The organism is uncultured Campylobacter sp., assembly GCF_938045405.1.
In the GTDB taxonomy this organism is placed as follows: domain Bacteria; phylum Campylobacterota; class Campylobacteria; order Campylobacterales; family Campylobacteraceae; genus Campylobacter_B.
Map to the genome: position 1 here is coordinate 71408 of NZ_CALIMW010000057.1, position 14513 is coordinate 85920.

14 protein-coding genes are annotated in these 14513 nt (G+C 46.2%); 8 read left to right on the forward strand and 6 right to left on the reverse strand.

The window, feature by feature from the left end; all coding sequences use genetic code 11:
- Window positions 1–30: 30 nt before the first annotated feature.
- From Q0140_RS01985 to Q0140_RS02010, 6 genes are all read right to left on the reverse strand, one after another.
- Complete coding sequence (locus tag Q0140_RS01985; protein ID WP_297961168.1) at window positions 31–1365, reverse strand: ankyrin repeat domain-containing protein; 1335 nt, start codon at window positions 1363–1365, stop codon at window positions 31–33.
- Between the two features lie 394 nt (window positions 1366–1759).
- Window positions 1760–1948, reverse strand: coding sequence for a sodium-dependent tyrosine transporter (locus Q0140_RS01990; protein WP_177388229.1), 189 nt, complete (start codon window positions 1946–1948; stop codon window positions 1760–1762).
- 17 nt (window positions 1949–1965) lie between these two features.
- Entirely contained in the window at window positions 1966–2757 is a 792-nt protein-coding gene (locus Q0140_RS01995; protein WP_297961170.1) for a LysR family transcriptional regulator, read from the reverse strand.
- A gap of 9 nt (window positions 2758–2766) precedes the next feature.
- Complete coding sequence (gene fdhD / locus Q0140_RS02000) at window positions 2767–3549, reverse strand: formate dehydrogenase accessory sulfurtransferase FdhD (RefSeq protein WP_297961173.1); 783 nt, start codon at window positions 3547–3549, stop codon at window positions 2767–2769.
- 56 nt (window positions 3550–3605) lie between these two features.
- Complete coding sequence (locus tag Q0140_RS02005; RefSeq protein WP_297961176.1) at window positions 3606–3830, reverse strand: hypothetical protein; 225 nt, start codon at window positions 3828–3830, stop codon at window positions 3606–3608.
- 1 nt (window position 3831) lies between these two features.
- A complete protein-coding gene (locus Q0140_RS02010) occupies window positions 3832–6084 on the reverse strand; it encodes a molybdopterin-dependent oxidoreductase (RefSeq protein WP_297961179.1) in 2253 nt (750 codons plus the stop codon).
- Window positions 6085–6619: 535 nt separating this feature from the next.
- Between Q0140_RS02010 and napA the strand changes: the two genes are divergently transcribed.
- The 8 genes from napA to Q0140_RS02050 form a co-directional block, all read left to right on the forward strand.
- A complete protein-coding gene (napA, locus tag Q0140_RS02015; protein ID WP_297961182.1) occupies window positions 6620–9403 on the forward strand; it encodes a nitrate reductase catalytic subunit NapA in 2784 nt (927 codons plus the stop codon).
- 3 nt (window positions 9404–9406) lie between these two features.
- Complete coding sequence (gene napG, locus Q0140_RS02020; protein ID WP_297961185.1) at window positions 9407–10165, forward strand: ferredoxin-type protein NapG; 759 nt, start codon at window positions 9407–9409, stop codon at window positions 10163–10165.
- The gene (napH, locus tag Q0140_RS02025) at window positions 10162–10971 is read left to right on the forward strand and encodes a quinol dehydrogenase ferredoxin subunit NapH (RefSeq protein ID WP_297961188.1); all 810 of its coding nucleotides are present in this window, start codon (window positions 10162–10164) and stop codon (window positions 10969–10971) included. The genes napG and napH overlap by 4 nt, the downstream gene beginning before the upstream one ends.
- Window positions 10968–11501: a nitrate reductase cytochrome c-type subunit gene (locus Q0140_RS02030; RefSeq protein ID WP_297961190.1), complete on the forward strand. Its 534-nt coding sequence runs from the start codon at window positions 10968–10970 to the stop codon at window positions 11499–11501. Before napH ends, Q0140_RS02030 begins: the two co-directional genes overlap by 4 nt.
- Before the next feature lie 9 nt (window positions 11502–11510).
- Complete coding sequence (locus Q0140_RS02035; RefSeq protein ID WP_297961193.1) at window positions 11511–12692, forward strand: hypothetical protein; 1182 nt, start codon at window positions 11511–11513, stop codon at window positions 12690–12692.
- Complete coding sequence (locus tag Q0140_RS02040) at window positions 12689–13024, forward strand: chaperone NapD (RefSeq protein WP_297961196.1); 336 nt, start codon at window positions 12689–12691, stop codon at window positions 13022–13024. Before Q0140_RS02035 ends, Q0140_RS02040 begins: the two co-directional genes overlap by 4 nt.
- A gap of 199 nt (window positions 13025–13223) precedes the next feature.
- Window positions 13224–14177 carry a hypothetical protein gene (locus tag Q0140_RS02045; protein WP_297961199.1) on the forward strand — a complete coding sequence of 318 codons (954 nt, stop codon included), beginning with the start codon at window positions 13224–13226 and terminating at the stop codon, window positions 14175–14177.
- 132 nt (window positions 14178–14309) lie between these two features.
- The coding region (locus tag Q0140_RS02050; protein WP_297961202.1) for a hypothetical protein at window positions 14310–14513 on the forward strand (204 nt) is incomplete at its 3' end.

The following is a 14513-nucleotide window of genomic DNA, read 5'->3' on the forward strand; positions in this document are numbered from 1 at the left end:
CTTCTTCTGTCATTTCATTCTCCTTAATATCTAGTTTTCATAAGATTCTTTTATTGCATTTTTTATCTCATCGGATGAGATCTCATCTATATATTTATCTAGCTTTTTTAAATTATCTTTATACGGCCGATCAAGCTTACGACCGTCTTTATCTCTGGTATACATATGGATGGATACCGCTTCCATTTCATTTAACTCGCTTGCAAATTTCGTATATTCATAAACATCTTTAAATGTAGAATTTCTATCTTTGCAATATTTGCGATATACCGTCGTTATAAGCGAAATTTCACTTTTAGGTATATAATAAGTTGCATCGTAGTTTATTTTATAATAACTATCCAAACTATATATATAGTTTCTATGACAATCATCATATTTTCGTTTTAGAAATTCCGGACTCGGTTGTCCACCTACGTTATACTGCATAAGCAGCTTTAAAATCGGTTCGTAATTTGGAGTGCCCGGAAATGTATCATACAATGAAAAATCATATTCGGTAATATCAAATCCGTCCGTCGGTTCCGCTTTATCATTTAATATTCCTTCAGGCACGACCTTCTTGATATCGTTTCCGTACCTTAGACCTACCGCAGAGTTTTGAAATTTCCAAATATATGGCTTGTAGCCGCTTTCTAATGCCATCTTCGCTATCTCATACATATTCGTATTCGTAAGATATGAAAAGAAATAATTCGGCTCTCCTATACTAATCATAGGGTAGTTGGTATCATAAATCAACGTAAAATTTCCATCGTCACTTATTTGCAAAGATTTTATATGGTTATAATTCGGCGGAAGCAGCCTATTTCTAACGACCTCCGCCTCTTCAAATTTAACGCCGTTGTCTAAAAGCAGTCTTACCGATTTAGTAGCATTATTTTCTATCGCATAAGCCATAGCGGATAGCTTGTATTCGTCTTTTTTATGTATATCCGCACCTAACTTTATAAGCTCCTGGGCAGTATTTGTATCGTCCCAAAAGCTAGAATACATCACGGGTGTTACCCCTCCGTGCATAGTATGATCGACGGATAGATTGTTATCTTTCATAAATTTTAAAATTTTATCCGTTTGCTTGCTTTTTAAAAGCCTTTTTAGCTCTACGTCTATGGCGGGTTCTTTAAATACGTTTTTCGGGTTTGAATTGTAATCTATATCCCAATAGCGAAACGCAAAGCTATCGACCTCTTCTTGGGTTACGTATTTGCTAAGACCCGGCACTTTTGAGACATTTGTATCGGCAGTGACGGTGAAATGGGTTTGTTTGCGCTCCATAAGACCCGATCTTTCGGCTAGCAGATACAGCGCGCATACGACCACCACGCAGATGGCATAAATAAACCGAAGTTTGAAGCTTTTCAAAATTTCCCCTTAAAATTTTGCTCGCGACTATATCCAATCAGTACTTAATAAAATATAAATACTATATAGGCGAAATAGGCAAAGCTAGCTGAAAAATGCGGTTAAGCCGGGTTTGAATGATGAAATCTTTCGAGTAAATTTGGCGAACGAATGTCGTCATAGACCATATTTGCGTAATCGTATCCCTATTTGCACGCTACGCTAGGCCCTATATACGAAGCTCGTTCGCCGTAAATTTACCGCAACGTCTTTGCGTAGGCTTTTCTTAAAAGCACAGGTCACCAAAAATTATCGTAGTGCTAATAAGCGGCGAGCCGCTGCCGTATCACAAAGAGTCGCTATTTTGCGGATCTGTTCGCAAGCTGCTCGCGCGGTCATAAAGCGCGCTTCGCGCCTATTTGCCGATAAAATTTTTCTGCAACCACTCCATCGCTTTTTCTTCGCTTTCAAATCTGCCGCTTTTGGCGACTTGAAACTGCCCCTCGTAGAAGCGAATTCTGATACCGTCTTGGACGCTATCTACCTTGATGCGCGTGATCCTGTCTTTGTTTAGATAGGTTCGTTCGTTTAGCTTTACAAACATCGTTTTCTCCTTTAAATTTAATGGTTTTTATCTGCGGCTTTACTTGCGTCTTTTTCGCCCTCTTTTTTCAAAAAAAGCTCCTTAAAGCGCTCGTTTGCGTAGTTTTCTATATCGCTTTGCAGCTGCTTATACGCGGCGATCAGCTCATAGGCACGTGCATTTAGCGTCGTGCCTGCGGCATTGCCGCCGCCTTGCTTAGTGCTAAAGAGCTCCTCTTGCAGATTTTTTTGTAAAATTTGCAGATGGCTCCAGCACTTTTTATAGTTCATCCCCAAAACCTCGGCGGCTTTAGAGATAGAGCCCGTCTGAGCGATCACATCTAGCACTTCGGTTTTGCCCTTGCCGAAAATGAGCTCGCCCTGCGCATTTTCGATCCAAGTTTTTGTTTTTACCCTCATTCTTTTGCCTTTCTTCTCCTTAAAGCAGCCCAGCTGACAATATTTCACGTCTATGGCGTGCTCCTTAAGCGTAGAGCGCACTGTATCGAACCCAACTCCGCCGCTAGCTACGGCGCGGGCGTCGCGGCAAAAAATCCGCCTTTTGTCATCCAAAAACGGATTTAGCTTTTTCAGCGCCTTTATGCTGCCTCCGCTACATTGCAGCTTGCCGAACTGTCCGAGTTCACAGCGATCTATCCGTATCCCTTCGCGTGCCGCAAGATCTCCTACTACGCCCGCGTCCACGCCTAATTTAGCGGCGATCTTAAACGCCGCGCCGCAATCAAGCTTGCCGCTTGGATTTAGTAAATTTAAAATCAGCCTTTTGATCTCGCTTGCTTTTTTATCGTCTATCTTGATATCTATCTCCATGCCGCCCTCTTAACTCAAAATTCTCTCTTCGCCGCTATAGACGTTTAAATTTTCGCCGCGCGCGAAGCCGCAAAGGGTAAGATCAAATTTACGCGCGATCACGACGCCGAGGCTCGTAGGAGCCGTGCGCGAAACAAGCGCGCTAATGCCGCTCATCACGGCTTTGGCGACCATTTCGGAGCTTAGCCTGCCGCTTACCAAAAGAAGCGAGCCCTGCGTATCGCACCCCGCCAAAACCGCCTTGCCGACCGATTTATCGATGGTATTGTGCTGGGCGATATCCTCGCCGATAAAATACTCGCCGCCCGCGGTAAAGAGCTTTGCGGTGTGCACACAGCCCGTCATCTCGTAAAGCTCGCACTGCGTGTAAAACTCGCTCATCAAATTTAAAATTTCACTCTTATGAAATTTAGCGTCTGAGCGGACTTTGCGCGCCGCCATCGCTGCAGGATCGATATTTGCGGTGGAGCTGCGCCCGCAGCCGCTGATGATGACCTTTTCGGCATCGAAGCTATTTAGCCGCTTTTCGTTTATCTCGCCGCAAACATTCACGCTAAGCCCGTCCGGCGCGAGCTCTATGCTTTTTATACGGCTTGGATCCGAGATCAAATTTTCGCTCAGCAAATATCCTACCGCGAGCGCCTTTAAATCGCTCGGAGTCGCCATCAGCGCGCCGAAACGCTTGCCGTTTAGTAAAATTTCAAGCTTGATCTCTCGCACCAATGTATCGCTTACGATCCTTCTTTCATCGCCTTTAAATTTAACTATCTCCGCCCTATAAATCGGCTCCATAGACCTTCCTTATTTTAATTTCGCCCGTATCGTAGTGAAATTTTGCTTAAATAGCCTTAATTCGCCGAAGTAAAGCCGTAGTACTGAAGCAGCGTGCGCAAATTTAAATTGCTCGCATTTTTGAATTTAAAAAATCGCGTGGAAAATTCCACGAGCCGCTCGCACCATGCGCGCAAGCGGCCATGAAGCGCCCGCAGAGATAAAATTTCATCAAATTTTGCCGCTACGTGCAGCCGCGATGAAATTTCATCTATGTAAAGCGGGCGGAGCTTGCCGCCCAAACTACCTATGCACCGGCGATAGATAAGGTTTCTCGGAGTGCATCGACATCTCGTTTTGTCTTCTGAACTCGATAAACTCGCTCTCGCTAAGCTTTCTGATATTTGCGATCGTCATCTTTAGCGGCGGGATGCCCGATAGCGGATCCAGATCGCCCGCATGCACGAGCTCGTTGCCGTCGGCCTCGCTGTAATGGAAGGTCGTAAAGATCGTGCCCTCTTTCAGATCAGGATTTATACGAAGCTTCGCAGCGATCTGACCGCGCTTATTTTTAACGAGCGCGTAGCAGCCTTCGGTAAGCTCGCGTTCGCGTGCGATGTCAGGGCTTACCTCGATGAGCGCGCCTTCTGCACCCGCACCGTACTCTAGCGCGCGACACTCCCTAGTCATTGTACCGGTGTGGTAGTGATAAACCTTGCGCCCAGTCGTAAATAAGCACGGATAAATTTCATCCGGAATCTCGCTAAGCGCGCCGCTTCCCACCGGATAATCATCCGGGATTTTCATCTTGGCTCTAAAATCCGCCTCCGCTTTAGCGCGCTCCTCTTTATCATCCACGTAAAGCACCGGCACCATTCTAAATTTACCATCAGGCAGCATCGATTTATGATCTGCGTAAAGAACCGGTGTGCCCGGATGATCTTCATCAGGACATGGCCAGCTTATGCCGCCTAGCTTATCTAGCCTATAGTAGCTAATACCGCCGAAAAATTTAGGCATTAATGCACGCACTTCGTTCCAAATTTCTTCCGCGCTTAAAAAATCAAACCCTTCAAGTCCCATTCTTTGCGCGATATTGCAAACTACCTTCCAATCAGGCTCTACGCCAGGGGCCGGCTCGCTTGCCTTGCGCGTGCGCTGGACACGACGGGAAGTGTTTAAAAAGGTGCCATCCTTCTCGCCCCAGCCGGCAGCAGGTAGTACGACGTCGGCCTTCTGTGCGCTCTCGGTAAAGAAAAGATCCTGCACGATAAAGCAATCCAAATGGTGCGTTGCATGCACGAAGTGCTCCGTCCAAGGATCGCTCATTACAGGGTTTTCGCCGTAAACGTAGAGCAGCTTCAGCTCGCCGCTATCCATCTTATCGGGAGCAATCGTAAGCTTAAAGCCTGGAGTCGGATTTAGCTCGAAGTGCCATACTCTGCGCGCCTGCTCCTGAGCGTAAGCGGAATTTACCGCGCCTGCCGGGATGACGTTAGGTAGCGCGCCCATATCGCATGCGCCCTGGACGTTGTTTTGACCGCGCAAAGGATTTACGCCTGCGCCTCGTTTGCCTAAATTCCCCGTCAAAATAGCTAAATTTGAAAGCGAAAAGACGTTTGAGGTGCCGTCGCTAAACTGTGTGATACCCATCGTGTAGCAGATCGCCGCTGCGCCTGCTTTAGCATACATTCTAGCAGCTTCGATTACGAGCTCTTTTTTCACGCCCGTCTCGCGCTCAAATCGCTCAGGCGTAAAGTCCTTAACCGCTTCTTTTAGATACTCGTAGCCGTGAGCGTAGTTTTTGATAAACTCGTCATCTTGTAGATTTTCAGCAATGATAACATTCATAATGGTATTTAGCGTCTTAATGTTCGCGCCCACCGGAATTTGCAAATAGATATCGGCTTTTTTCGCCATATCTGTGCGCTTCGGATCTACGACGATCATCTTGGCGCCGCGCTGCAATCCTCGCTGCATCTGCATAGCGATGATCGGGTGACACTCGCTCGTGTTGGTGCCGATGAGTAAAAATACGTCCGTATCGGTAGCGAATTCTACCAAATCGTTCGTCATCGTTCCGTTTCCTAGCGTGTTGGCAAGACCTGCCACTGTAGGAGCGTGTCAAAGACGGGCGCAGTGATCGACGTTATTGCTGCCCTGAGCTCGGAAAAATTTCTGAAAAACGTAGTTGTCTTCGTTATTTGAGCGCGCCGAGCTAAAGCCCATTATTGAGCTTGGGCCATATTTAGCGACGGTCTCTTTAAATTTAGACGCTACAAAATCATAAGCCTCTTCAAAGCTTACCTCCTCAAGCTTACCGCTTCTATCAAATACTCCGTTTTTTTTACGGATCATAGGTTTGGCAAGGCGTTTTGGGGAGTTTACAAACTCCCAGCCGAACATCCCTTTTAAGCATAGCTCGCCGTCATTTACATGGTGAGCCTGCGTAGGGCGCGCGTTTACGATCCTGCCGTCTTTTACGATAAGATCGATACCACAGCCGGTGCCGCAGTAAGGACAAGTCGTTTTGACAATCTTTTCTCTGGACTGCATAATATTCCTTTCAAGAATTTTGGTTTGCACGGCTATTATACTTTCTAGATTATAAAAGAATTTTTAAATTAGTGAATTTTTTTAAGCAAAATTTAAGCAATATGCAAATATCGCATATTAAATTGAATAGTTAAATTTTACGCTTTTACCTCGATAATGGCGGCGTTTTAGCGTAAAATTTATCGCTTATCGCAAAAGACGCTTTTTAAGCTAACTTTTATAATTTTAATAGAATTTTGAAATTCTATTACGCTCCGTTTTATTTCAAAGCACGATTAAATTTTTATGAAATTTTAATGCTAATTTATCGGTATAATATATTAATTTAATTAAATGAAAATCTATATTAAAATTTATCAAAAACTCGCTGTCCTGATAAAATTTAAGCCACTAAATTTAAAATTTATAAAATTATTATCTTATATCTGAAATCTATGTAGAAAAAACCTTGATTTTAATCTAGACTAAGCCGTTTTTTTATGCTATTATCCAAAACATTAATAGAAATTTACATTCTAAACGAAAGGTTAATCTCATGGATAGACGAGACTTTATAAAAAGCTCTGCAGCAGCGGCTGCCTGTAGCGTTGCGGGCATCAGCTTGCCTAGCAGTCTTAGTGCTGCGGACGAAGCCGAAAAAGGCTGGCGCTGGGACAAGGCGGCCTGTCGCTTCTGCGGCACCGGCTGCGGCATTATGGTAGCCACCAAAGACGGCAAGATCGTAGCGGTCAAAGGCGATCCGTTAGCGCCCGTAAATCGCGGTCTAAACTGCATCAAAGGCTATTTCAACGCCAAGATCATGTACGGCGCCGATCGCATTACCAAGCCTCTTTTGCGCGTAAATTCCAAGGGCGAATTCGATAAAAAGGGAAAATTTATCGAGATCAGCTGGCAACGAGCGTTCGACGAAATGGAGAAGCATTTTAGGCGAGCCTATAACGAAGGCGGTCCCGAGGGCTTTGCCGTACTTGGTAGCGGTCAATACACGATCCCGGAAGGTTACGCCGCAGCAAAGCTAGTAAAGGCGGGCTTTCGCTCCAATAATCTCGATCCTAATGCTCGCCAGTGCATGGCCAGCGCCGTCGTAGGTTTTATGCAAACTTTCGGTATCGACGAGCCTGCGGGTGTTTTCGACGATATCGAGCTAACCGATACCATCATCGCTTGGGGCGCGAATATGGCTGAGATGCACCCTATCCTTTGGTCTCGCGTCTCCGACCACAAGCTTCGCAACCCGGACCGCGTAAAAGTTATAAATCTCTCGACATACTCTAGCCGCACTTCAAACATCGCCGATATTGAAATTATATTCCGTCCAAATACCGATCTTGCGATATGGAACTACATAGCAAGGGAGATCGTCTACAACCACCCAGATATGATAGATGAGAAATTTATTAAAGAGCACTGTGTGTTCGCTACAGGCCCTGTGGATATCGGCTACGGCTTGCGAGAAGATATAAATCATAAAAAATACCGCAAAACCGAGCTTGACACCGCGGCCAAGCAAAAATCTAAAATTCTAAGCAAATCCGAGGGCGTTACCTTAGCATATCTGGGTATGAAAGAGGGCGACGTACTCGAAAACAAACACTCTGACAAATCAGATGCTCACTGGCTCATAAGCTTCGAAGAATTTAAAAAAGCGCTAGAACCTTACACGTTAGAATTTGTAGCGCCTTTGGCCAAGGGTGACGAAAGTGAGGATTTAGAGGCGTTTAAGACCAAGCTAAAGCAGCTGGCAGATTATTACATCGAAAAGGACCGCAAAGTAGTAAGCTTTTGGACGATGGGCTTTAATCAGCACTCAAGAGGAACTTGGGTCAATGAGCAAAGTTACATGGTACATTTCCTTCTTGGCAAGCAAGCTAAGCCCGGCTGTGGAGCGTTTTCGCTTACCGGTCAGCCTAGCGCTTGCGGCACGGCTAGAGAGGTGGGCACGTTTTCTCACCGCCTACCTGCCGATATGGTCGTGGCAAATCCGGCACACAGAAAGGTTTCCGAAAAAATTTGGAAGCTTCCCGAGGGTACGATAAATCCAAAACCGGGTGCGCACTACGTGCAGGCTCTGCGCAATCTCGAAGACGGCAAGATAAAATGGATATGGGTGCAGGTCAATAATCCGTGGCAGCAGATCGCCAACGCAAACCACTGGATCGCCGCGGCGCGCGAGATGGACAACTTCATCGTAGTAAGCGAGCCATATCCGGGACTAAGCGCAAAGGTAGCTGATCTAATCCTACCAACCGCGATGATCTACGAAAAATGGGGCGCTTACGGCAATGCCGAGCGCAGAACTCAGTGGTGGAGGCAGCAGGTCCTTCCTGTGGGTGATGCGATGAGCGATACGTGGCAGATGCTAGAGTTTTCCAAGCGCTTCAAGCTCAAGGATTTCTGGGGCGAGGTTAAAGTAAATGATAAGCTTACGCTTCCAAACGTATTAGATAAAATTTCAGAATTCGGCTATACGCCAGAGACTACACTATTTGAAGTGCTCTTTGCAAACAAAGACGCTCAGGCTTTCGCTGCAAAAGATCCAATTATGGCAAGCTTCGATAACTCCGAAGTAAACGGCGACTCTCGTAGCGTAATCGGCAGCGACGGCAAAGAATTTAAAGGATATGGTTCTTTCATCCAAAAATATCTCTGGGAAGAATACCGAAAATTCGGCACCGGTCACGGACACGACCTAGCCGATTTCGATACATATCACCGAGTGCGCGGTCTTAGATGGCCGGTCGTAGACGGCAAAGAAACACTTTGGCGCTTTAACGCCCAATACGATCCTTATGCCAAAAAAGCGGCTCCGGATAGCGACTTTGCCTTCTACGGTAATGCAAAGGCAGCGCTTCCTAGCGGCGATCTGAAATCCGCTACTTCTGGCGAAGAGAAAACAAGCCTTGCAAATAAAGCTAAAATTTTCTTCCGTCCATACATGGATCCTGTGGAAGTGCCAAGCGAGGAGTATCCTTTCTGGTTATGTACGGGTCGCGTACTGGAGCACTGGCATACGGGCACTATGACTATGCGTGTGCCGGAGCTTTATCGCGCGGTGCCTGAGGCAAGATGCTATATGAACGAAGCCGACGGCGCCAAAATCGGCGTACAACAAAACGAAATCGTCTGGATCGAGTCACGCCGCGGCAAAGTCAAAGCTCGCGTGGATTTTCACGGACGTAACATTCCGCCGAAAGGGCTTATTTTCGTGCCGTTTTTTGACGAGAAGGTTTATATCAACCGCGTCACGCTCGATCATACCTGCCCGCTTTCAAAAGAGACCGACTACAAAAAATGCGCGGTTAAAATTTACAAGGCGTAAATTATGGATAGGCGTGAGGTCTTAGGTATTCTTTCTTTAGCTGCTGGCGTAGGCGTTCTGGGGCTCGGAGTCGCAAACTCCGGCGAGCACGCCAGACTCCGCCCGCCCGGAGCTATAAGCGAGAAAGAATTTCTTAGCAAATGCCTAAGGTGCGGACTTTGTGTCGAGGCGTGCCCATTTGATACACTTAAGCTTGCGAGCTTTTGCGATCACGCTATTGCAAACGGCACGCCGTTTTTTATCCCGCGCGAAATTCCGTGCTATATGTGCGACGACATACCTTGCGTCGCAGCCTGTCCTAGCGACGCACTAGATAAAAGCCTGGTAAGTGAAGACTCCAAGCTTAACGTGCGTCTATCGAAAATGGGCGTTGCGGTCATAGATACCGAGCATTGCATCGCTTATGCCGGTATCCAATGTGACGCGTGCGTGCGAAGCTGCCCCGTGATGGATAAGGCACTCAGGATCGATTACCGCCACAACAACCGCACCGAAAAGCACGCCCTGCTCGTGCCCGTCGTAGATAGCGACTACTGCACGGGTTGCGGCAAATGCGAGCATGCCTGCGTCACGAAAAAGGCGGCTATCAGCGTCGTGGAGCGCGAGCGCGTCATAGGAATTTCCAGCGATAACTATGTCAAAGGCTGGATCAAGGGCGACGACGCGAAGCTAAAGGACGCAGACACCAAAATCAAGCTCGATCCGCAAAAAAGCAGGGACTACTTAAATGAGGACGATCTAATGGAGGGGGCTAGACAATGAAATACACTATTTTAAGGCGTTTGAGCCAAATCTCTATTCTAGTCCTTTTTATTTTAGGAAATAATTTCGCCTTCAAGGCCGCGAGCGAAAACGGAATTTTATCAGGAATTCTAAAGGGCAATCTAAGCTCGTCGAAACTTTTCGGCACGATTAATCTAAGCGATCCGTTTGCGACGGCGCAGATGCTTCTAGCTAGCTTTTCTTTGGGCGCTACGGCGGTTATCGGAGCGCTTATCGTAGGAGCATTTTATGCGCTTATAGCGCCGCGATTATATTGCTCGTGGGTCTGCCCGATAAATTTACTGACCGATCTTGCCGCATGGCTTCGTAAAAAATTTGGCGTGCACACCAAAATTTTAAACGTAAATCGCAAAGCTCGCTACGTCCTAGCGGTGCTAGCGCTTGTTTGCAGCGGAGCTTTCGGCTTTGCGGCGTTTGAGAGCGTAAGCTTTATCTCGCTTTTCGCGCGCGCCGTCATATCGCTGAGTGCTAGTGCGTTTGCAATCGCACTACTGATCGTGGTTTTTGAAATTTTTGCAGGCGATCGTACTATCTGCTCGCGGTTATGCCCGCTCGGCGGATTTTGGGCTGTGCTTAGCTATTTTAGCGTCATTCGCATTCGCCACGAGGTTGATAAATGCACGATGTGCGGCAAATGCAAAATGGTCTGCCCCGAAGTGCAGGTACTTAAGATGGTCGGGCGCGAAAACGGGCGCGTTAGCAGCGAGTGTATCAGCTGCGGACGCTGCATCGACGTATGCGACGACGATGCATTAAATTTTAGTATATTAGGAGTGAAAAAATGAAAAAAATGGTTTTAGGCTTGGCTCTTGCGTGCTGTGCGGCGCTGTTTGCCGCGGACAAGACAGCTTCTATAGATGCCGACAGCTTGGGCTTTATAAAAAGCGTGGACGAATCGGCGCAAAATAAAAATTCCCTGCCCGATTTCAAATATAGCGAGGATGCTCCGGGCGCCGCTTCGAAAATCGAGCGCAGCTTCGAAAACGCTCCACCTCTTATACCGCACAGCTTAGAAGGGCTTGTACCGATCACAAAGGATAACAATATGTGCGTAACCTGCCATATGCCCGATGTCGCTAAGGATGTAGGCTCTACGCCGATTCCAAAAAGCCACTTGGTGGACTTTCGCACAGGCGCGGATCTAAATGGCACGCTAGCCGAGCAGCGCTTCAACTGCACGCAATGCCACGTACCGCAAGCCCAAACCAATCCGCTAGTTAAAAATAATTTCAAAGCCGATTTTAGTAGGTTTAACGACGCAAATTCCACTTCTAATCTCATAGATACGCTAAATCAAGGTGCCGAGGTTGAGTAGGAGCGCGCGATGAAATTTTTACCACCGCTGCTACTTTGCGCCTGCTTCATCTATGCCGGTAGCGGCGTCGCGGCACCTAGTGGCGCTGTGGGCATAGATGCGCCTGCAAAGATCAAACACGCTAGCTTCATACTAGAGCTTGACGCAAATGTCGCGGTGCTAAAAAATCTAGACGGCGAAATTTACGCAGGGCTTGACAACGGCAAGCTTTATAAAATTACCATTAGCTCTGCGGAGAATTCCGCGCAAAATTCTGCAACCGGTCAAAATTTTGCAGATCAAAATTCCGTCGCAAGCACAAATTCCGATGCGGCGCAGAATTTCAATGCAAAAGCGAGCGTAAATTCCGCAGCGGCAAATTCCATAAAGCAAAATTCTGCCGAAAATTCTACGGCATTAAATTCCGCTCAAAATTCCATCTCAAATTCCGTGGCGGACGCAATCTCCAAGACGCTAATTTTCGCCCTGCCCTCGTCCAAAAATTACCTAGACGAGCCGATGGGCGCTACCATATTCGACGTCGATAAACTAGGCGAGAAGTACGCATTTTTGTATAACGGCGACGCGTTTGAAAAGATGCTGGGCGTGTTTGCAGGCGGCAAGATTACGCACTACAAGCTACCGATGACGGGGATCAAAAATGTCTATTTCTACGATGACGACACCGTGATTTTACTAGGTCTTGGTAGCGAAATTTTATACTTCGACCTGTCTAGCGGCAAGGTAAGCTTCGAGCAAAAGCTCACCATCGCCTCTTTGGGCGGCAGCGCCTACGACCGCTCCAGCGGAACGCTACTAATCTCGTGCGAAGGCGGCATCGTGTTTTATTTCGACGCGAAAGCGAAAAAGCTTATGAGTCAAAAGTCCCTGCACAAGGACGGGATCTACTCCGTGGCGCTGCTTGGCGATCGTATGATGAGCGGCTCGAACGACAAAGAGAGATCGTGCTACTACGAAAACGGCGATTTCGCTAAATTTTATAACGCGCATTTTGCAGTTTTTGCCGTGGCGCTAAGCCCCGAGTTAGGCGCTTTTACCGTTAGTAACGGCGTGCGCGTGATCGATAAAGCAGGCGAGATCGTCCGCAGCATCGAGCTGGATAACGACATCATCAACTATCTGCTTTTCGCAGGAGAGTATCTCGTGGGCTCGGGGTACAATAGATATATCTACTTTTGGGAGTTAAAATGAATATTTCAAGCGTCGTGATCTATCTGGGCGCAAATACCGACGTAGCGGCGTTTCGAAAGGAGCTGCAAAGCATCGGCGGCTGCGAGTTCATAGCGTGCGAGAACGGCAAGGCGGTCGCCACGATTAGCGCGGAGAGCTTCGATGACGAGATCGCCGCATTTCGCGCGATAGAGGCTATAAAGGGCGTAAGCGAGGCTATGATGATCTACTCATACTCCGATCTGGACGCAGACATCGCCGCGGCAAACTCCGACAACGGTGAGCAGATAATGCGCGAGCTGGACGAAAAAGACCCGAGCCAGATCAAATACGGCGGCAAGGTGCGGGTCTAAACCGCCGCCGCAAATTTTAAAATTTCAAATTTTACTACCAAATGCAAATTTTAAAATTTAAAATTTTACAGCTAAATTTAATCGCGCAAACGAGTTTAGAATTTTTGCAGCAAGCCGCTTTATCGCAAGCGTGCTGCGGATTATGAGCTCGCCAAGCTTGCATTAGATAATATAGCGCAATCTATCCGAAGGGGTAAGCTTGCGCCTGAAGTACCTTTATATCATAGTTTTTCTGATTTGCGTTTGCATATTTATCGCCTTGCTGCCTACGTATAGAATTTCAGCGACCTTAGAAGCGCTTGATTTTCGCGATAAAACCCTGACGCAAAGAGAGATCGTAGAGCTAAATTTAAAAGATTACCTAAAAAAGCTTCATTACTTAGATAATTATCCGCAAATAGATTTCGGCAAGATGGCGGATATTCACTTAGACAAAAACGGCTATGAGAGAGTAAGATTTTCATGGTGCAACGGCGATAAATATCCAGACGATAGATGCGAATTTTGGAAGCTGGATAAAAGGCTAAATTTTGATTATCTAATGGATCTGGGCTCTAAAATTTGCAAAGACGGCAAGCCTATAAAAAACGCCGAAGAGATTATAGAAAACGACGAGGTTTTAAAACTACGGCTATTTTATCCTTGGGAGCAAAAGCATTTGATTGACGAAGATGGAAATTTTATAGATAATTTTATATATATGAGGTTTGGAGATGGCGCCAACCACTCATTCGACCTATTTACTGATTTTGTATTTATAAGTAAAAATGACATACAATTACCAATTATGTACGAAACAAAAACTAAAAAATTTGACATAATTACTCCAGAAAACAGATGTTATAGGTGGCTTTTAAACTCTATATTTAGGGATGTAGTTTATCAACAAAAAAAGAGCATATACCCGTTTTGCTATAACTATAAAAAGATAATTGATGAAAATATGGATTGCAATAGAGAATATATATTTTCTTTCATTTCAATATACGACAAGGGGAGCAATCTCGATTATGAAACGATATTTTATAATAAAAATTTATACTATGATAAACATGAGACGGACATACTTTTCAATCAATACCAAAATTTAAAGAATCAAAAGAATAAGATAAATTTTAACTCGCAAGGAGAAAGCGACGAAAGTGGGTATTGAGTTGCAGGGCATTGCCTGCTAGAGCTGAAGTTAAAATTCCTTCCTTTATATCCACTGCTTTAAATTTAGACTCTAATCTACAAAATTCCGACGCGGCGCGCGCGGTGCAGCTAAAAATATCTGCGCTGCCGCATGACGCGACCCAAAATAACCTCGCCGATACTCGCGATCTTTGCTCTAAAATTCGTCAAAAAGCGCGAGCAGCAGCTGAAATTAAAATTCGCCTTTAAATTTGAAGCCTTTAAGCCCGCGCAAGAGCTGCGAACGGACAAAAAGCCGCGAGGGCGCAAGAGCCGCAAGGGCGTGCTGGCATTGCGCTTTATGGGCAGCATTTTC

What these genes read in the sequence shown, in the direction of transcription:
- Q0140_RS01990 (WP_177388229.1), bottom strand. Translation starts at nt 1,948, where the DNA reads ATGTTTGTAAAGCTAAACGAACGAACCTATCTAAACAAAGACAGGATC.
- Q0140_RS01995 (WP_297961170.1), bottom strand. Translation starts at nt 2,757, where the DNA reads ATGGAGATAGATATCAAGATAGACGATAAAAAAGCAAGCGAGATCAAA.
- fdhD (WP_297961173.1), bottom strand. Translation starts at nt 3,549, where the DNA reads ATGGAGCCGATTTATAGGGCGGAGATAGTTAAATTTAAAGGCGATGAA.
- napA (WP_297961182.1), top strand. Translation starts at nt 6,620, where the DNA reads ATGGATAGACGAGACTTTATAAAAAGCTCTGCAGCAGCGGCTGCCTGT.
- napG (WP_297961185.1), top strand. Translation starts at nt 9,407, where the DNA reads ATGGATAGGCGTGAGGTCTTAGGTATTCTTTCTTTAGCTGCTGGCGTA.
- napH (WP_297961188.1), top strand. Translation starts at nt 10,162, where the DNA reads ATGAAATACACTATTTTAAGGCGTTTGAGCCAAATCTCTATTCTAGTC.
- Q0140_RS02030 (WP_297961190.1), top strand. Translation starts at nt 10,968, where the DNA reads ATGAAAAAAATGGTTTTAGGCTTGGCTCTTGCGTGCTGTGCGGCGCTG.
- Q0140_RS02035 (WP_297961193.1), top strand. Translation starts at nt 11,511, where the DNA reads ATGAAATTTTTACCACCGCTGCTACTTTGCGCCTGCTTCATCTATGCC.
- Q0140_RS02040 (WP_297961196.1), top strand. Translation starts at nt 12,689, where the DNA reads ATGAATATTTCAAGCGTCGTGATCTATCTGGGCGCAAATACCGACGTA.